This window comes from Methanohalophilus halophilus (assembly GCF_001889405.1).
Lineage (GTDB): Archaea > Halobacteriota > Methanosarcinia > Methanosarcinales > Methanosarcinaceae > Methanohalophilus > Methanohalophilus halophilus.
The window spans coordinates 531,872-550,754 of sequence record NZ_CP017921.1 but is presented as its reverse complement, the minus strand read 5'-3'; the positions used below and the strand labels follow the sequence as shown (position 1 = coordinate 550,754).

Genomic DNA, 18,883 nt, shown 5'->3' with positions numbered 1-18,883 from the left:
TTTCAATCAATATGGTAGGTAGAATAATCCCCTATGCCATTTTCAGTCACGACTTTTATGCGATGAAAGCCGCTTCCTTTGAGGTTATCCATTGTGAAAGTAACGGATTCTTCAGGACTCCATGTATGAGGATCGGTTGAAGTATTATAATCCGTAAGTTCCCCGTCGACAAGTACATCTATTTTTTCCCAATCCAGTACCCTGCTGCCTGTGTTTGTCACATCCACGGTTATTGTATAACTGGAATTGTCACTGACAGAATTTATTTCTCCTATATTGATGGATGTATGTGTTTTATCCAGCAACAGTGCATTATTATCTTCCCTGGCCATCTGCAGGTTTTCCTGGGATGCAGCCCAGCCATTATAATATGTGCCACCCAAAAACAGGAATGCTATAAGGAAAATAGCCACCACAACAGCGGTCTCAAATCCCATAAAGTTCCTCCAGGCCGTGTTTTACTTTTGCCATTTCCCGATCAATGGTACTCAACATATTCCTGTCGATCTTGCGTCCTCTTAATTTTTCAATGAATAGCAGGGATTTGGTATGGTCCTCGGGCAGCAATCTCCAGGTAGGTTTTTCCACATAATAGTCAATTCCCCGGGCATACGCCATTATTTCAGAGCGCACGCCTTCACTGATCCAGCCTATGTCCACATAATAGTCAAGCACGTCCATGAGATTGTTCCTGCCCACTCTTTCCATGAGGAACTCGATCCAGTTTAAAAGTACAATTATATTGGTAGGTTTCTTCTTGACAATGTCAAGATCCAGGAGAGGGAGTTTTCCGGCAAACTCTTCGTCGTAATCGTTTTCTGCTGTATCTCGGTCGGGGTTTGCCTTTTTGGTGCTATGCTGATTTGTCTGGATGGCAGTACCATTTTCGAGTGAATTTATACGTTCGGCTGTTTCCCCGTTTGTTATGGTGAGGTCTTCCATCCTGCCTTCAAGAACATCCGCACGCTGGGAAAAGCTGTTCACAGCCTGTGAGATCCCTTGCATCCGCTCATTGGTATCAACAAGTGCATCTGCAAAAGTTTCAAGTTTGTTATTTATGGTCTCTATATGTTTTCCGGTCTCAGGGGAGACACCTGATGCAGCAGTTTTTTGTTCGACATTTTCAATCTCATTTCTCAGCATCTTCATGCTCTTTGAGAGTTCATAGATGTGTTCTTCGTTTGTGTCAAACCTTTCAAGAATTTCTTTACTTTCCTCTTCTTCGCCCACAAAAGGATTGACCTGGTTTGAAACAATCTCATACAAAGATAAAAGGTCCAGAACACTTTGATCTATCTTCTCGATGGTTTCTTTTACTTCTTTGTTTTCGTTTTGCACCATCGAAACGGTAACATCGATCTTGGAGATCTTGTCCTCAAGCTCTGCTATTCTCCGGGTATTTTCTTCAGGTATATCCGGATCTGGCGAGTTGTCATAATCCCCGGAAGACTGTGCATCTGAATAGTCCCCTTCCATAGATGCATCAAAAGCCGGTTCACTGGCAAAATCGTTATCCTCATCTGGCAGGGAAGATTTATCTTGATTCCCTTTTTTCTTTGAGAATTTTGATTTGATATTCTGGATTGTTTGCCCGATTCCCGCCATGTTATCATGGATTATGTTTTAGTAGTATATAATTGTATATATATTGTAAAATACTATTATTTATAAATAATCCATTTTATTGGTTAATCAGTTCTTGATCCGTGTTCCCACACGTTCTCCTTCGACAGGTTCACTCTTTATTTTTTCCTGCGTTACGACTTTGTAGATATCCCCTTCACTGGAACCATCCATGACGATTGTTTCAATACTGCATCTCTCGATAATCTTTGCAGCCAGAGGATCGACAGGGGATTTTGAACCGGCTTTCATTTCTGTGGACATTACCACATCAAGCAGTTCTTTGGGACTCATCACATCAAATTTTTCAGCATCAGGGGATGTTGTCGGGTCTTTTGAATATACGCCGTCCACGGAAGTTGCAATCACCATTAACTCAGCTCCCAGATACTCGGCAAGTACAGCGGATACTGTATCTGTGGTCTGTCCCGGAATTACACCTCCCATTACAATTATTTTGCCGGAGGACAGGGCAAGTTCTGCATCCCTGTAACTCTGAGGTGGTTCTGGATATGCATTCTTGCCCAGGGCAGCTATGAGGAGCTGGGCATTGAGACGGGTAACATCGATCCCTATAAAATCACAGGTGACCTCATTTGCTCCGACCTGCCTGGCAGCTTCTATGTACTGGCGGGCGGCAACACCTCCGCCGGTCACGACCACCACGGAATGTTCTTTCGAAAGTTCTTTCAGCATGTCGGCGTATTTTGCGAACCTCTCTGGATCCAGGTCCCTGGCAAGAATGGATCCGCCTATTGATATTACTACTAGCATGAATGGTCCTCCGGATATTGTTCAGAAGTATTATGTAAATATACTATATGCAAAATGGGGATGAGAGATGAATACAGCCTTTTTGTAAAAAAGATTTTTTGAGGCTGCATTTTCCCACCTTCATAAATGGTATGCCTGATGCAATCGCTCTATGCCCAAACCCCGGGCATCTGAAGAACAGGTAGTAGTTATGTAATAGATTCCCTCTTCAGACATAGGATTTTCCCGGCAAAGTTGTTCAAAAAAGTAAAGAGAAAATGGAATATTTATTCCATTGTGATTGCTTCGGTTGGACAGACGTCCACGCATGCACCACAGTCCACACACTCTTCAGCGTCTACGACTGCAATGTTTTCATCATTCATTGAGATTGCTTCTGATGGACATTCGTCCACGCATGCTCCGCAACCTACACATTCGTCAACATTGATTATTGCTACCATATCTATCGACTCTCCTGTTGATTTTTTAATGTCTGTATAGACTTCATCCTATCATTAAATAACTAAAATAAAAAGTTATCGATCAGCTTTTGCGTTACTAAATTCAACATTAACTTAAATAGGAACATATGTATATCGAAATCTTTTTTATGAAGTGTTATGCTTTAATTACAACATCCAAATTATATTGTGATTAACATTTTGTTTTAGGGAAATGATAAAATGAAAAATGAAAAAGCAATTTCTCCTGTTGTCGGCATCCTGTTAATGATAGCCATTACGCTCTTGTTAGGAGTCACTCTGATATTCTTTGCCACGGCCTTTGAAATGCAGGAGCCTGCACCTTTTGTGGCACATTCAAGTGGGGAACTGGTGCGTGATGTATATGGTAGTGGTGATGATCAGAAAGTATATCTCTATCATGAAGGGGGTGATTCTATCAATGTATCTGATATTGAAATCGTGGTGGATGCTACTGAAGTTTGTGGGGAAAGTGGTAAATTGATCAATCTTCCGGCAGCGAATGTGGCATATGTTGGTGTGGCTCTTTGTTCAGAAAACATAGAAGGAAACGAAAATATGTTCGATAAAAGCTCTGATGGAATTGCCGGAGCAATTAAAGAATCCGAGTTTTCTACAGGTGAATTGATTATGTTTCGTATTAATAGTGGTGCATGTCCACTGAATAAAGGTGACCAGATAACTGTAAAAATCATACATACGCCTACCAACACTGTAGTCATAGAAGAAACCCTGACCGCTTCCTAACATTCATAATTTCCCATCCAATATCTTTTTAATAGGAGGAGCTTTAGGGAAAGCCATGAGCACCCCTGACAATTATATCCAGTACTTCCCCCTGGAGCAATGTTATCCCAACCAGAAGGACGCAATGGAGAAAATTCACCGGTCCCTGCTGGAAGAAAATCTGGTGCTTTTTGAAGGAGCCTGCGGGACCGGGAAGACCCTGAGTGCTCTGGTTCCCTCGCTGCATGTGGGAAAACAGCTGGGCAAAACTGTGTTCATTGCCACGAATGTCCATCAACAGATGTTACAGTTCATAGACGAGGCCCGCCAGATTAAACGTACCCATGATATCAAGGTCCTTGTTTTCAAGGGTAAGATGAGCATGTGTCCCCTGAAACAGGGGTATGATGAATGCGAGGCCAAACGGGATAATACCTACGATCTCATGGAGATCGAAAAGGAAATCATTCTCAAAAAACAGGAATCAAAGGCTGCCTGGGATGAGTACAAATCTTCGGGGGAAGCGGCTCATGCTTCTCTGAGGGATGCTGTAGATGAGGAGCGGGAAAAACTCGAGGAAAAAGCAAGTTCCCTGAGAAAACGTTCATGTGACCCCCTGTATGAGGTTTTAAGGGCAGAGGATGAAAAATTCCAGAAGTGGCTTTTCCAGGATGTACGCGATCCTGAAGAGGTCAATGATTATGCCGCTGAAAACGGTATGTGTGGTTATGAACTCCTCAAGCGGGAGTTAAAAAATGCCGACCTTGTCATAGCCAATTTCCATCATATCCTCAATGATATGATATTTTCCACAATGCTGCGCTGGATGGACAAAGAACCTGAAGATATTATTGCGATATTTGATGAAGCCCATAATATAGAAAACGCGGCCAGATCCCATTCATCCATTACTTTGACCGAACATACCATCGAAAGTGCCCTGGCTGAACTCAATGCCAATGAAAAAAGTGATCTTTTCACCTCCATGCCGGTTGAGGATGTGGAAGCCGTGCTCTCCATCCTCCTGGAAGTGGTCAGGGATACCTATGATAACCGTTTCAAGTTCGGGGAACGCCAGCGGGTGGGGCGCAACTGGTACGATATACGCATAAGCGACCCCTATGAAAGAAATGATGTGGTCCACGCCCGTTTCATGAGGCGAATGAAAGAGACCGGTTATGGGGAAGAAAAACAGGTACAGGAATTGCTCGGGATCGCTGCTGAAGTGGGGGGTTTACTGGATAATGCCTATCATGAACAATACAAACAGGGCCAGACTCCTATCCTGAAAAGATCTCACTTAAAACCCACAGCAGAATTTTTCTCCCAGTATCTCAAACTCTCCAACAACGAGAATTATTATCCGGTGCTCAATGTCCGCCGGGACCAGGGCGGTGAGATCTACGGCAGGCTGGAATTGTTCACATGTATCCCTAAAAACGTAACAGGTCCGCTGCTGGATTCGATCTATTCGGCAATCCTGATGTCTGCAACCCTGAGACCCTTTGATATGATCAAAAGCACCTTGGGCATCACACGGCAGACATGCGATTTGGCCTACGGTCTGACCTTTCCCGAAGAGCGCAGATTGACCATTGCAGTATCCGTGCCTCCCCAGTATTCGCGGATACGGGACGATCCCCAGAACCTCCAGATATTAGAACAGGTGTTACAGGACACCATTGAAAATGCCGGGGGTAATGTGATCATCTTCTTCCCGAATGCTTTTGAGGCAAAACGCTATTTCCGCAAATTCGATGGCGAGCTTGGTGTCGAACTGTTCCTTGATGAAACCGGGATATCTGCTCAGGATATACGCAAGCAATTTTTCCAGACCGGAGAACAGGGAGGCAAAGCTGTCCTTTTCACCTATCTCTGGGGTACCCTCAGTGAAGGAGTGGATTACAGGAATGGCCGCGGTCGGGTTGTAGTGGTGGTCGGTGTAGGCTATTCGGCCTTGAATGACAGGATGCATGCAGTGGAATCTGCCTATGATCATGAATTCGGTTATGGTGCCGGCTGGGAGTATGCTGTACAGGTTCCCACGATACGTAAGATCAGACAGGCTATGGGCAGAGTGGTACGTTCACCGACCGATTACGGTGTCAGGATACTGCTGGATGGCAGGTTCATGACGGATTCGGTTAAAAGACTGGGAAAATATTCGGTATACCCCTCATTTCCCGAAGATGAGAGGAAGGAATTTCTTGATGTGGAACCCGGCAAAGTGAAATATTCCCTGCTCAATTTCTTTTCGGACATGGAAGAGCTGTCCTGACACATATATATATGATTGTGAATTAGTTCCAAGGTACTATGATCGAGATCACATCCCCTTCAAGACTGCACCTCTCTCTGATTGATCTCAATGCTTCCCTGGGCCGGGTTGATGGGGGAGTAGGGGTTAGTCTGCAGTATCCCCACATTCATCTTACTGGTGAAAAAAGTGATCATGTGGAGATTAACGGCAGTTTTTTACTGTACGACAAAGTGCAATCTGCGATTTCTGCCCTGCTGCCTGAAGGAGAAGGAATCAGTATCTATCTTGATGAGGATATGCCTGCCCATGTAGGCCTGGGTTCAGGCACACAGGTGGCTTTGTGTACTGCGGCTGCGATCAACGAGCTTTTCGAACTGGGACTTTCGGTCAGACAGCTGGCCCAAAAAGTAGGCCGGGGCGGTACTTCCGGCATTGGTGTGGCGGCTTTTGAGGAAGGGGGTTTCCTTGTGGATTGTGGGCATCGTTTTTCTGATAAAGGCGCTTTTTCTCCATCCTCTGCCAGCCCGGCCCCGCCAGCTCCGATAATTTTCAGACATGATTTTCCGGACTGGCCTATTGTGCTGGTTCTTCCTGACAGACAGGGAGCACATGATGCACAGGAAGTGGATATTTTCAGGCAGGTCTGTCCTGTACCCCTGGAGGATGTACAGGCAATCTCCCACATCGTTCTGATGCAGATGATTCCGGCAGTTATTGAAAATGATATTGAGAACTTCGGCAGTGCACTTGATAGCCTGCAGACGCTGGGATTCAAAAAGCAAGAGATTTCTCTGCAGAGCCATCAGGTGCAAGACGTAATTGAACAGATGAGACTGGCCGGCACCCATGGTGTCGGAATGAGTTCCTTTGGGCCTGCAATATGTGGTTTTGTTGAAAATGAGACTCAGGGGAAACATATTGTCCGGGATATGCAAAAATTCCTGGATGAGAATATAGGAGGCAAGGTTTTGCTTACAACTCCCAATAATACCGGTGCGGATATCAGGATGGATTAACCTTGAATGTGAAAACCTGGTTTGCAGATATTGAAATCAATGAAGATGGAAGTGTGGCTGAATGCAGTCCCTGCACTCAGGATGTGCAGCAGCTGGCAGAAAGATTGCTTGTCTTTCAGGCAGATCCCAAACAAATCCCGCCGGAAGGTTTTGATCCCGTTCAAAATGCCATTGGATGCGGTTTCGTAGCAGGGGAAACTGAATATTATTCCCTGTTACAGCAAACCTGTATTGCAGCCACCCGGCTTAAGATAAAGAACTCTTATTCTCCGGATTTGCGAATTATTCATGCCGTGGAAGCACTGGATGATATTGATGAGGCGGCCAACCTGCTGGCTGAAAGATTGGGCATATGGTACGGCGAACATTTTCCTGAAGCAGGCATGTTTACCGAAAACCTGGCCAAATTCGTAGCCGAAAACGGACTAAGGCAGGACCTGCCACAGGATTCGCAGTTTCATGAGACTGCCCAGTCGTCTGTGGGTATGGAAATGGATGCAGAGGACGGAGCTATCATAAAGGCTTTTGCATCGGACCTCTCTTCCCTGTATGAAAGGCGTCATGTGATAGAATCCTATATTCACAAAAACATGGAGCAACTCGCTCCCAATCTGGAGGAGGTCGCAGGAGCTAATCTGGGGGCGCGGTTGATCAGTATGGCCGGAGGATTGCAATCTCTCTCCCGGATGCCGTCAAGCACCATTCAGGTAATGGGTGCAAACCAGGCATTATTCAAACATCTCAGAGGCAAGGCTACCTCGCCTAAACACGGTATTATTTTCAATCATCCTCTAATCAAGAATTCCCATCCCAAAATCCGGGGCAAAATGGCCCGTGCTCTTGCTTCAAGCCTGAGTATCGCAAGCAGGGTGGATGCTTTTTCCGGCCAGCGGAATCCTGCAATTAAAGAAAAACTGGATCGTAAGGTCCTGTCTATCAAGGAGGGGAACAAATGAAGGTCAAGACCTTCCATGAAAACATTTTCACGCTACAACAGGGCAAGAAAAATTTCCTTGCTACCAGAAATCTTTCTCCTGGCTCCCGGGTATATGGAGAACGCCTGATGCAGGTTGATGAAGCAGAGTACCGCATCTGGGAGCCCAAAAGAAGTAAACTTGCTGCAATGCTGCTCAAAAAACTCCCCTCTCCTTTCACAACCACATCAAAGGTGCTTTACCTGGGCTCGGCTACAGGTACCACTGTCAGTCATGTTTCGGATATTGTGCATCAGGGAGTGGTCTATGCAGTGGAATTCTCCCCCCGCACAATGCGGGACATGCTGCCTATCTGCGAAGAAAGACCAAATATAATCCCTCTGCTTGCCGATGCTTCCAAACCACAGTCCTATGCAAATGTTGTGGAGCCTGTTGATGTGATCTTCCAGGACGTGGCCCAGCCGGACCAGGCATCAATTGCCCTATCCAATGTGCAGCACTTCCTCAAACCCGGAGGGTACCTGTTGATGAGCATTAAGGCCCGGAGTGTGGATTCCACTGCAAAACCCGATACTGTTTTTAAGCAGCAGCTCAAAACGTTATTGGAGCAAGATAATTCCAGAATGGAACTTGTGAAGAAGCAGAAACTTGCACCATTCCATATCGATCATCTAGGAGTAGTTGCAAGGAAGACTGAATGAGGGTTGCAGGTGTCAGATCAGGATGAATTGAGACAGGGCCTGGGCAAATATTTCGGTGTCTGCCCATCGTATCATCATTCCAAGGCCTGCTTGTGCAAGAATTGTCCGTCCTATCCGGCTGAAGGTTATATGTTCTGTGCACGTGGTCCTGTGTCAGGTGAGGCCAGGCAGGGATGCATGTGTACAAAATGTTATGTCTATAATCAATTTGCGCTTGAAGGGGATTATTTTTGCAGGCAGGGTTGAATTGTGAGCAAAAATACAATTGTTATGTTAATTTGTGTACTGGGGACTCTGACTATGGCAGGCTGTGTACAACAGGAGGCTGACAACACTGCATCGCAACCTGAAAACTGTGAGTACTCCGATGTTTCTGCAGAAGAGGCGTTTAATCTGATTGAGACAGGGGATGTTTTTGTCCTGGATGTACGTACCCAATCCGAATATAATAACGGCCACCTGGAAAATTCCTACCTGATCCCTGTTTCTGAACTGGAAGGCCGGCTGGATGAGGTACCTTCGGATACTGTGATTCTTGTATATTGTCGTAGTGGCAGACGCAGTGTAACTGCATCGAATATTCTTCTGGAGGCGGGCTACTGTGATGTATACAATATGGAAGCCGGCTTTAATGCCTGGCGCTCTGCAGGTTATCCTTACGAGGAATAACATTTTCTAAAATTCATGCAAATCCTGATGTTGTAAATCTATCTTTTGCTTTCTATTGATTATTTGGGTAGCGGCTAATTTCTGATTTTTCAGAGGTTCACAATTACCTTTAGTTAGTACATAATGTTCTGAAATCTTATATCTACATGACTCTCTATAATATATTATGAAAGAAAATGTCGATTTACACAGATTCTGGATATTACTGGCCAGTGCAGTAGTATTGGTATTGCTTTCGTCCTTATCCCTGGCTGCTGAAATAACAGTGGACGACGATGGGGCTGAGGATTATACAACGATTCAGGAAGCTGTAAATGCAGCAAATAATTCTGGAGACACAATTCTTGTTTATCCAGGTACTTATAATCAGAATGTTGATGTGGCTAAAGAATTGAACATCACTTCGGTAGGCGGTGCTTCTGTTACCAATATTACTTCAGATTTTGACTATGTTTTATTTATAAACTCTGATAATGTGACAATTAATGGTTTCAATGTTAGTGGTACTGTGGGTGGTAATACTGCAGGAATTTATTTGAACGATGCAAACCATTGCAATTTAAACTCTAATATTGTTACAAATATTATGACCAACGCTGGTATTTATCTGGCTTCTTCTGAAAACAACAATCTAAGTAATAATATTGTTTTTGGTAATAACTATGGGATTTATTTAAGAGATAATTCTAACAATAACAATTTGACAGGAAATGATGCATCAGAAAATCTTGGTTTTGGAATTTATCTAGAATCTTCTGGAAATACTGAATTAATCGATAACACCATTCTAGATAACTTTGGCAATGGAATTTACCTAATATCTTCTGAGAATAATAATTTGACTCATAACAATATTTCTGGCAACGGTGCTAATGGAATATATATGAGTGGAGCTAATAACAACAATTTAACCAGTAATATTGTGCAAGATAATGATGAATATGGTATCTGGGCTACTGGCAATACGAATTTAATTACTAACAATACTATTTCCAATAACGGTTATTCTGGTGTATATTTGCAAGATTGTACCTTCCACACTTTATCAGATAACACAATTACAGGTAATGGGGAGGATAGTGGTAGTGGCTATGGAATAGATTTGTGGGATTCCAACAATAATCACATCTTCAACAATTATTTAAACAACTCTAAAAACGCTAATATTGACTATTCAAGTGTTAGTAATCTTGGAAATAACTGGAACACCACAAATAAAACCGGCCCCAATATAATAGGTGGTCCTTATATTGGAGGGAACTTCTGGGCGACTCCTGATGGTACCGGTTTCAGTCAGGTAAACGCAGATATCAATGGGGATGGATTCTGTGATACTCCCAATGATACTTACACGATACGTGAGGGGTATGAGCAGTATGACTATTTGCCCCTTGCAAGTACATCAGATGATAATGAACCACCTGTGGTTATCCCGATTGCTCCACTGGAAAAGGAAGTTGGACCTGGCGAATTGCTTGAACTGAATGTCTCGGTGACAGATGATTCTGATATTTCCTCGGTGGTTGTCAATGTCTCCAGTGTAAATGATACAGTGGACAAAGCTCTTCTCAGCAATGTCAATGGCTACTGGATCAACAATTCTATAACTTTGGATGTAAACCCTCATGGAATGTACAATCTCAACATCAATGCAACCGATGAGTTTGGGAATTCCAATACATCCATGAACCTTTCTGTGATAGGGGAATCAACTTCCACGGGAGACGGCAATGAGGACGAGGATGGCAATTTTGTCTATCATCCGCAGCCATTGTTTGATGTACCCACTGGAAATCCCTTGTTGTTGGTGGGTGTACTGGGGATTGTAGTTATATTCTTCATGAGAAGGAGAGAGTAACCGGAAAGGATTTTTTACTTCTTCTCTCCTTTTCCCATGCATGTTGTATGATGAGATTGATTGGGCCAACGTCTGGATCGAGCAGATGAAATTGCATAACGAGGCGGATGAACAGGTTCAACAGCCGGATCGCTGGGGGACCTATGAAAATGCGAAACGTTTCTGGCAATCCTCCCGCAAAAGTGGCAAACGGCTGGAAAAAACCCTTAAGGAAATCGAGCACGACAGCGATTCCCGAATACTGGATATCGGTGCAGGTCCGGGTTCAATGGCAATTCCCCTGGCGCAAAGGGTGTCCCATGTAACTGCAGTGGAGCCTGCTGAGGGGATGACCGAAGTCCTGAAAGAAAATATTGAAGATTACCATCTCGATAATGTCGCATGTATCCAGAAGAACTGGGAGGATGTGTCCTTTGAGGAACTGGATTCTCCTTATGATGTGGTTGTAGCGTCCTATTCTTTGCATGTGCCTGACATCAGGGAGGCTATCGAAAAGATCCAGCAGGTAAGCAGTGGCAGGGTTTACATCTACTGGTTTGCAGGCCTGACTTCCTGGGACAGGAATTATTCACGTATCTGGCAGCAGTTGCATGGCAGACAATATTACCCCTCCCCAAAATGTGATGTCCTCTATAATGTGCTTTACAGGATGGGAATCTATCCGGACATGGAAAATTTTGAGTTGACACATTACACCCGCTTTTCTTCCCTGGAAGAGGCAGTTCAACATTACAAACCCCATTACAAGATTGCCACTAATGAGCAGGAACAGATACTGCGATCGCATCTGGAACAAATACTGGAAAAAGAAGGCGACGAGCTGGTCCAGGTGGGTCGCTCGTCACGGGTAAAAATCTCGTGGGATAATTCCCACTGATTTTTTCAATGCAAAAAATGCCTCATACCGGTGAATATCAGGGAAACTCCCAGCCGGTTGGCGGTGTCTATAACTTCGTTGTCCCGGATAGAGCCACCCGGAGATACAATATATTTGATATTGTTCTCGGCGGCATGAATGATGCTGTCATCGAAGGGGAAGAAAGCATCCGAGGCCAGGACACATTCGGAGAGGATACCGTTGCAGTACTCCTCAAAGTCGATATCCGGATGTTCCCTTTCATAAATTTCCTTCAGGTTTTCCCGGGCCTTGGTTGCACATAATTTGCGGATGGAATCCACCCGGTTGGGCTGGCCGGCACCCATTGCCAGCATTATGTAACATCCCTCATCATATTCCCATGAAAGGTTTACTGCATTGGATTTGGTGCATTTGCAGGCTGCAATACAGAACTCGGACAGGCCCCTTTTCTCTTTGGGATACTCGGTGTCGGTGACACATTCCCATTTATCGTACAGCCCGATATTGCGGGACTGTTTGAGCATACCGCCTGCAATATACTTGTAGGTAAATTCCGCATCAAAGGATTCATTGAGTTGTGGCAGTTCCAGCAGGCGCAGGTTTTTGCTCTTATTCTTCAAAAAGTCCAGTGCATCATGCTCAAATTCCGGAGCAATTATGATCTCCACGAACTTGCCCTTGAGGAATTTGGCGGATTCGAGATTCATCGGGACATTGGTGCATATGATACTTCCAAAGGCGGATATCGGATCGCCGTCCCAGGCAGCCTGCAGGGCCTGCAGGAGTGTGTTGCCGGTTGCAAGCCCGCAGGGATTATTGTGTTTGACGATACATACTGCAGGTTTTTCCTGGCCCAATTCCTTGACAGTCTGGAGGGCGTTGTCACCGTCAACATAATTATTGTAAGATAGTTCCTTGCCATGCAGCTGGCGACAGTTTGCAAGGGCAGGTCCCTCAATTTCTGGCTGGGAGAAAAACAATGCTTCTTGATGCCAGTTCTCTCCGTAACGTAGTTCTCTGCCGCCTGTGAAATTAAGCCGCAGGGTATCCTCTCCCAGTAAGGTGCGGCTTAAGTATGTATCAATTGTACTGTCATAGTTTGCAGTATGGCGGAATGCCTTGACTGCCATTTTTTCCCGGCTCTCCTGTGAGACTACTCCGCTTGAGCGCAATTCTTTGAGAATATGTCCGTAATCTTCGGGGTCACTCAGTACTGTAACAGATTTGTAGTTCTTGGCAGCCGACCTGAGCATTGATGGTCCGCCGATATCAATGTTCTCGATGGCCTCCTCCAGATTAACTCCTTCCCTGGATATCGTTATCTCGAAGGGATAGAGGTTTACGACCACCATGTCGATAAGTTCAATAGAAAGGTCTTCAGCGTCGCTGACATGTTCCGGATTTTCCCGCAGGCAAAGCAGGCCACCGTGTATCTTTGGGTGGAGTGTCTTTACCCTGCCTCCCATCATTTCGGGAAATCCGGTGATCTCTGATACGTCAATTGTTTCTATTCCTGCATCCCGGAGCATACGTGCCGTGCCTCCGGTTGAAATGATCTCTATATCCAGTTGTTTGAGCCCGCGTGCAAAATCCACTATTCCCGTTTTGTCGGAAACGCTCAGCAATGCCCTTTTTACCAAAAAATCACCAAGTCAGGTTGTAAGATATTACTAATAAAGGTTCTGGTCTCTAATAGATAAAGTCCTGAGATTATTAAATTAGGCCATATCATCCATTTCAATTCGCCACTCTCAATTAATTTTAAATGATGCTGCAATTGAAAAATTATGGGTTTCGAATTTGAAGAATAGTCAAACATCTAATATATTAAAAAATAGATGTGAATGCTGCAATAACTATCATGAAGTTTGCCCTGAATAAACAGAATACAATTGTTATCTGAAATATTGTAGGGACCTGGGATTAAGATGTGAGGACTTGTTTTCCTTTGAGAAAATATGAAACAGAAAAACTCCTGTGAAGGGGATCTCACATTTTCCCTTTACTAAGGACAATTCCATAATGGTATGGTTTAAGGTCATATGTCAAGGGACTTTTGAATCCTGAGGATTTAGCCCAATCTATGCATTTTTCTGGTGTAGGGCGAATTTCCAGCGGTGGGCCCCTTGGAGTTGTCGGATCATAATTCCAATGAATGATTACTATTTTCCCCTCTTGTCTCAGAACCCTATAAGTTTCTCTGAGTAGTTTTTCCGGCTCTTCCACATGCAAAATATTGGCTAAAATGATATAATCTACACTTTCGTCTTCAAGATCACTGCCTTTCGATACAAAATCACGAAGCACTAATTCAATATTGCCCAAATTCTCCACTTTTGCCTTTTGTTCTGTAATCTCTATCATTTCTGACTCTATATCGATGGCGTAGACTTTCCCCTTTATTATTTTTGCAGCTGGAATTGTAAAGGTTCCATAACCACAACCAAAATCGGCTACATCCGCAATTTTATCGTTCAAACCCAGTTTTTTAAGGATCTCATCTGCTCTAAAAAACCCTTCCCATACATTTTCATCGGGCATTCCGCTTTCTTTTATTTTCATTTTTCCAGTCCAGAATCTGCTTACAATATATCTTGGTGTTTCTTATATCTCTTTAAAAATTTTTGCAAGAGATTCGCCACGAACATGGATAGAAAATTCAGAAAAGTAGCCAAATGGTGTTGTATGGACCTCTATTCCCTTGTTGATTAATTTTTCCTTAATTTCAGAAATAATTTCCGCTGCGAATTCAGGGGAGGATGTACTTGATGAGAGATGTGCAAAAGAATGCAAAACTATTCTTTCTTTATCTACTTTATTAAGATACCACTTGAAAGTTTTCACAGCATTTTTTATGATCTTGTTTTTTCTCTCCTCGTCCTCCAGTTCAACATGCATGAAAACAACAGCAGTAGTTTCTATTTTTTCTTCTTTTTTAATGTCTCCTACATTTTCTAGGGTCTTACTAAAAGTGTCATACCAAAAATATTCAGTATCAAACAGTAACATTTTCATAATTTATCACCCTCTAGCAAAAATTACGTGTTATGTACTATGCATTCTGTTCCTGATCTTGTTGGATTCTATTGAATGGATGGTATATAGGAATATTGATTATGACAAAAATCTCCTTGGTATGTCTTATGCTAAATGAAGAATATAAGATTCCTTATGAATAATTTTGAATAATAATGGGGATCATTCAATTTCAATATTGTATTTTGAGACTAAGCAATAGAATTATGGATAAATTGACCAGGTTAAAAATTTATTAAAAAGTGCTATCAAATTAGAATGCAGGTATAGTATACCATAAATTTTAAATAGTATTTTATCATCAAACTTTTTGATGATAGGTACTACTATAAACTGCAATATAGTTGTAAATGATGTAGCAGTAGTGGTAGTACTCGTAGCTTGAGCAGGAAAATGGAAACCATTCTGGCTCAAGGAAACATTTCTGGCTTTTTCTGATCATTTATTTTGGTCATTAATCCATTCTGTAATTTGGGCCCATTTGGTTTTTCATTCGTAGATTACGGAGGAATGAAAATGGAAGAAATGAACGGGGCGCAAGGGCTGGTTAAATGTCTGGAGGATCTTGGGGTCAAACACGTTTTTGGTTATACAGGAGCAGCCATCCTTCCGGTATTTCATGCCCTGCATGACAGCGATATCGGGATAACCATCAGCTCAAATGAACAATCTGCCGCCTTCAGTGCAGCCGGCTACTCAAGATCAGGAGATGTAATAGGTGTTGCCATGGTTACTTCAGGCCCTGCCATAACCAACACACTCACAGGAGTTGCGGATGCCTATGGGGACAGCATACCGATGCTTGTATTTGCAGGCCAGGTTCCGGAACACAAAATAGGGACCGATTCCTTCCAGCATATCAATGTAAGTGGTATATTCGAAGATGCTGCAAAAAAGGTTATTCAGTTATCCAACAATGATGATATTGAATCGATAGTCAAGGATGCCTATTATTTTGCCTGTTCAGGAAAACCCGGTCCTGTAGTCATAGATTTCCCGCTTGATAAACAGCAGAAAAAGCATGAATACAGAGCAAGGGATGTCAGTATATTCAAGCAAAGCTATAATGATGATCGGCATCTGAGTGACCAGCAATGTGCAGAATTCTATGAGTTACTGCTAAATTCCGAAAAACCCCTGCTCTATCTGGGCGGGGGACTCAATTCCAGAAGAGGCAGAAAGGCTATACGTGCCTTTAATGACTATTTCAAAATACCTTCTGTCAATACACTGATGGCAAAGGGAGTTGTGGATGAGCGGGGCGATCTGAATCTGGGAATGCTTGGAATGTTTGGCACACCCTATGCAAATATGATCATTCAGGAAAATGACTTTTTCTTTGCCATCGGCGTGCGGTGGGATGACCGGATTGCGGAGAAAGTCGGTTTTGGAATCGAAGCGGAGATTGCTTATATTGACATAAACCCTGAAAAAATGCACCAGATCAAGATCGAACGTTTTCCAAAGTTTACATTCATAGGTGATGCTGCCACCGCCCTTACCGATTTATTGGCCTATGCAAAACGGAACAATATACAACTGGATATCAATCAATGGCAAAAATATGCAACAGGACTCAAACGTACCTGGCCCTTGGATTACAATCACAAATCAGACAGGATACAGAGTGCAGAGATGATGGATATGCTGGCAGGTTTTATTGATGAGAGTACCAAAATAACCACAGGGGTCGGCAATCACCAGATGCTTGCGGCCCAATATCTTCCGATGCAGCAGGAGCAGAGTTTCATGTCCTCAGGTTCGTTCGGAACCATGGGATTTGCAGTTCCAACAGCCATTGGTGTGCATTATGCCAATCCTGGTTCAAAGGTTATTGCCATTGACGGGGACGGTAGCCTAAAAATGAATCTGGGGGAACTGCACACAATAGCATCTCTGGACCTGCCGGTCAAGATACTGCTACTGAACAATATGAGTGATGGCATGGTTTTGAATCTCCAGGATGTTGCCTACGGTGGAATCCGTACCGGAACCCGACGAACAAAGGATATTCCCTTTGCAGAAATTGCCCGATCCTTTGGTTTCAATTACGCAAAAAGGGTAAGTGACAGGGAAGATCTGCGAAAGTCTCTTGAGGATTTTCTGGATACAGACGGCCCATCATTCCTTGAAGTTCTTACAGACAGGGAAGAAATACTTTATCCAAAGGTTCCTGCAGGTTGTTCGTACAGCGATATGATTCTTGGACCGTATATCAAAAAGGTATCTTCTGACTGATACTAGTCACAAATTGTATTAAATGTGGAATAGATAAAGTATCTTCATTCTAACAAAAGGTGGATCCATGTATAGTTTCCAGGAAAAAATTGATTCATGTATAGATTGCAAGAAATGCTGGGATGTCTGTCCTGCCAATACGGTTACAGAAGGTAATCGTTTTACTCCACAGGGAAAGATTGAGTCCCTCGCAAAGGTAGTTGCAGGTGAAAAACTGACACAGGACGAAATGGATAACATTTATCTTTCCACACGCTGCGGAGCCTGTGATGATGTCTGTCCAGTAGACATTCCCATAACTGATATCATACAGTATGAAAGAGAGTTGTTAGCAAAACAGGGCAGAGAACCTGCCAAAACCACAGCGATCTCAAAGAACATTATTGAACGCAACAGTCCCGGGGGTATGGATCCTTCTAAGAGGTTTGATTGGGTCACCGAGGATCTTGAAATATCCGAAAAATCTGATATCGCCTACATGGCAGGTTGCTGGGTTGCACACAGTCAGCCGGATATAGCCAGGTCTACCATCCGTCTACTCAATCATGCCGACATCCGGCCAATGCTATTAAAGGAAGAAAAATGCTGCGGTCTTTTCCTGATTGATAATGGTCATCTCGAAGAAGCAGCAGAGCACGCCAAAAAATTCGTAGACTATATTGAATCCCTGGGAGTAAAGAAAGTTGTCGTATCCTGCCCTGGCTGCTACATAGTTTTGAATCATGAGTATCCGAATCTTTATCGAGAGTTGGATTTTGATGTGGAATATTCTCTCAATATTTTCAGGGATATGATCAATGATGGCACACTCAAACCAAAAAAACTTGATTACACCGTTTCAATAAGAGATGCCTGTCCAGTTAGAAACTTAAAGGATGTACCCCGAGATATTCTTTCAAGTATGGTGGAGGTAAAGGAACTTTTCGATGACAAACAGGTGTGTTGTGGAGGACCTGCCGGCCTTAAACCCAACTTCCCGGAAATATCATCGGATATTGCCATGTTGTCGGTTAAGAACTATAAAGAGAAAGCCGATATGCTGGTCTCTTATTGTCCCTTCTGCATGCATCATATAGGTGGTGTTTGTAAATCAAAGGATGAAGAACTGAATATGAAGGACATTTCAGTTTTGCTGGCAGAAAACATATTTGGAGATGTCAAGGAGATGAAATCATGAAAGTAGGTTTAATCAGATGTATGCAAACAGAGGATATGTGTCCTGCAACAACGGATTTTAAAGTAATGAAGGAGAAAAAACTTGCATTCAAAGATGTTGAGGGCGAAATTGAAGTGATAGGTGTTGTTTCATGTGGTGGTTGCCCTGGAAAGAAAGCAGTTCCGAGGGCTGCTGAAATGGTCAGACGTGGAGCCGATACAATTGCTCTTGCTTCTTGCATCACAAAAGGTAATCCAATAGGTTTTGCCTGTCCGCATTCTGAACAGATGAAAACAGCAATCAAAAAGAAAATAGGTGATTCGATACAATTAATTGATTATACTCATTAATCGGCAATCACCATTGAATAATTTTGATCTTGTTTGAAACAGAAAACACCACTATATAGAATAAAATACACTACAATGTTCTTCTAATCTGATATCATTTTTACATATAGTTTGCAAATATATCTATTTAGTTCCACTCTATCTTGTAAATCTGTAGTTACAGGTTACAAGCAATTGAAATGCCACAAAATGCATGAGCATAGTTCATGTAATGCTAG

At 43.2% G+C, this 18,883-nt stretch carries 19 protein-coding genes; 12 read left to right on the top strand and 7 right to left on the bottom strand.

The features are described from left to right. Positions 1-2: 2 nt before the first annotated feature. The 4 genes from BHR79_RS02815 to BHR79_RS02800 form a co-directional block, all read right to left on the bottom strand. The gene (locus tag BHR79_RS02815; protein ID WP_072560953.1) at positions 3-437 is read right to left on the bottom strand and encodes a hypothetical protein; all 435 of its coding nucleotides are present in this window, start codon (positions 435-437) and stop codon (positions 3-5) included. Next, positions 427-1,605 (bottom strand): FlaD/FlaE family flagellar protein, encoded by a 1,179-nt coding sequence (locus BHR79_RS02810; protein WP_072560951.1) that lies wholly within the window; start codon positions 1,603-1,605, stop codon positions 427-429. Before BHR79_RS02810 ends, BHR79_RS02815 begins: the two co-directional genes overlap by 11 nt. 87 nt (positions 1,606-1,692) lie before the next feature. Beyond that, positions 1,693-2,397 carry a UMP kinase gene (gene pyrH, locus BHR79_RS02805; RefSeq protein WP_072560949.1) on the bottom strand — a complete coding sequence of 235 codons (705 nt, stop codon included), beginning with the start codon at positions 2,395-2,397 and terminating at the stop codon, positions 1,693-1,695. Between the two features lie 266 nt (positions 2,398-2,663). Then, the gene (locus tag BHR79_RS02800) at positions 2,664-2,840 is read right to left on the bottom strand and encodes a 4Fe-4S binding protein (protein WP_072358526.1); all 177 of its coding nucleotides are present in this window, start codon (positions 2,838-2,840) and stop codon (positions 2,664-2,666) included. 222 nt (positions 2,841-3,062) lie between these two features. Here BHR79_RS02800 and BHR79_RS02795 point away from each other — a divergent pair, with 222 nt between their 5' ends. The 9 genes from BHR79_RS02795 to BHR79_RS02755 all read left to right on the top strand — a co-directional run bounded on the left by BHR79_RS02795 (position 3,063) and on the right by BHR79_RS02755 (position 11,903). Then, positions 3,063-3,608, top strand: a complete 546-nt coding sequence (locus tag BHR79_RS02795; RefSeq protein ID WP_072560947.1) for a type IV pilin — start codon at positions 3,063-3,065, stop codon at positions 3,606-3,608. 55 nt (positions 3,609-3,663) lie between these two features. Next, positions 3,664-5,865 carry an ATP-dependent DNA helicase gene (locus BHR79_RS02790; protein ID WP_072560945.1) on the top strand — a complete coding sequence of 734 codons (2,202 nt, stop codon included), beginning with the start codon at positions 3,664-3,666 and terminating at the stop codon, positions 5,863-5,865. Between the two features lie 38 nt (positions 5,866-5,903). After that, positions 5,904-6,863 (top strand): beta-ribofuranosylaminobenzene 5'-phosphate synthase, encoded by a 960-nt coding sequence (locus tag BHR79_RS02785; RefSeq protein ID WP_072560944.1) that lies wholly within the window; start codon positions 5,904-5,906, stop codon positions 6,861-6,863. An 8-nt stretch (positions 6,864-6,871) separates the two neighbouring features. Continuing rightward, positions 6,872-7,819, top strand: a complete 948-nt coding sequence (locus BHR79_RS02780) for an NOP5/NOP56 family protein (RefSeq protein WP_234970395.1) — start codon at positions 6,872-6,874, stop codon at positions 7,817-7,819. Beyond that, positions 7,816-8,499, top strand: a complete 684-nt coding sequence (locus tag BHR79_RS02775) for a fibrillarin-like rRNA/tRNA 2'-O-methyltransferase (RefSeq protein WP_072560940.1) — start codon at positions 7,816-7,818, stop codon at positions 8,497-8,499. The genes BHR79_RS02780 and BHR79_RS02775 overlap by 4 nt, the downstream gene beginning before the upstream one ends. Positions 8,500-8,508: 9 nt before the next feature. Next, the gene (locus tag BHR79_RS02770; protein ID WP_072560938.1) at positions 8,509-8,745 is read left to right on the top strand and encodes a DUF2769 domain-containing protein; all 237 of its coding nucleotides are present in this window, start codon (positions 8,509-8,511) and stop codon (positions 8,743-8,745) included. A 54-nt stretch (positions 8,746-8,799) separates the two neighbouring features. Further along, on the top strand, positions 8,800-9,168 hold the full coding sequence (locus tag BHR79_RS02765; protein ID WP_159429226.1) for a rhodanese-like domain-containing protein: 369 nt from the start codon (positions 8,800-8,802) through the stop codon (positions 9,166-9,168). A 166-nt stretch (positions 9,169-9,334) separates the two neighbouring features. Continuing rightward, entirely contained in the window at positions 9,335-11,026 is a 1,692-nt protein-coding gene (locus tag BHR79_RS02760; protein ID WP_072560934.1) for a NosD domain-containing protein, read from the top strand. 40 nt (positions 11,027-11,066) lie between these two features. Further along, the gene (locus BHR79_RS02755) at positions 11,067-11,903 is read left to right on the top strand and encodes a class I SAM-dependent methyltransferase (RefSeq protein WP_072560932.1); all 837 of its coding nucleotides are present in this window, start codon (positions 11,067-11,069) and stop codon (positions 11,901-11,903) included. 5 nt (positions 11,904-11,908) lie between these two features. Here BHR79_RS02755 and purH read toward each other — a convergent pair whose 3' ends face one another. From purH to BHR79_RS02740, 3 genes are all read right to left on the bottom strand, one after another. Then, positions 11,909-13,525, bottom strand: coding sequence for a bifunctional phosphoribosylaminoimidazolecarboxamide formyltransferase/IMP cyclohydrolase (gene purH / locus BHR79_RS02750; protein WP_072560930.1), 1,617 nt, complete (start codon positions 13,523-13,525; stop codon positions 11,909-11,911). Positions 13,526-13,874: 349 nt separating this feature from the next. Further along, positions 13,875-14,447, bottom strand: a complete 573-nt coding sequence (locus tag BHR79_RS02745) for a class I SAM-dependent methyltransferase (protein ID WP_072560928.1) — start codon at positions 14,445-14,447, stop codon at positions 13,875-13,877. 42 nt (positions 14,448-14,489) lie between these two features. Then, positions 14,490-14,900 (bottom strand): threonyl-tRNA synthetase editing domain-containing protein, encoded by a 411-nt coding sequence (locus tag BHR79_RS02740; protein WP_072560926.1) that lies wholly within the window; start codon positions 14,898-14,900, stop codon positions 14,490-14,492. Positions 14,901-15,437: 537 nt separating this feature from the next. Here BHR79_RS02740 and BHR79_RS02735 point away from each other — a divergent pair. The 3 genes from BHR79_RS02735 (at position 15,438) to BHR79_RS02725 (ending at position 18,665) form a co-directional block, all read left to right on the top strand. Beyond that, on the top strand, positions 15,438-17,159 hold the full coding sequence (locus BHR79_RS02735; protein WP_072560925.1) for a thiamine pyrophosphate-binding protein: 1,722 nt from the start codon (positions 15,438-15,440) through the stop codon (positions 17,157-17,159). Positions 17,160-17,226: 67 nt separating this feature from the next. After that, the gene (locus BHR79_RS02730; protein ID WP_072560923.1) at positions 17,227-18,336 is read left to right on the top strand and encodes a (Fe-S)-binding protein; all 1,110 of its coding nucleotides are present in this window, start codon (positions 17,227-17,229) and stop codon (positions 18,334-18,336) included. Continuing rightward, a complete protein-coding gene (locus tag BHR79_RS02725) occupies positions 18,333-18,665 on the top strand; it encodes a CGGC domain-containing protein (protein WP_072560921.1) in 333 nt (110 codons plus the stop codon). Before BHR79_RS02730 ends, BHR79_RS02725 begins: the two co-directional genes overlap by 4 nt. Positions 18,666-18,883 lie beyond the last annotated feature (218 nt).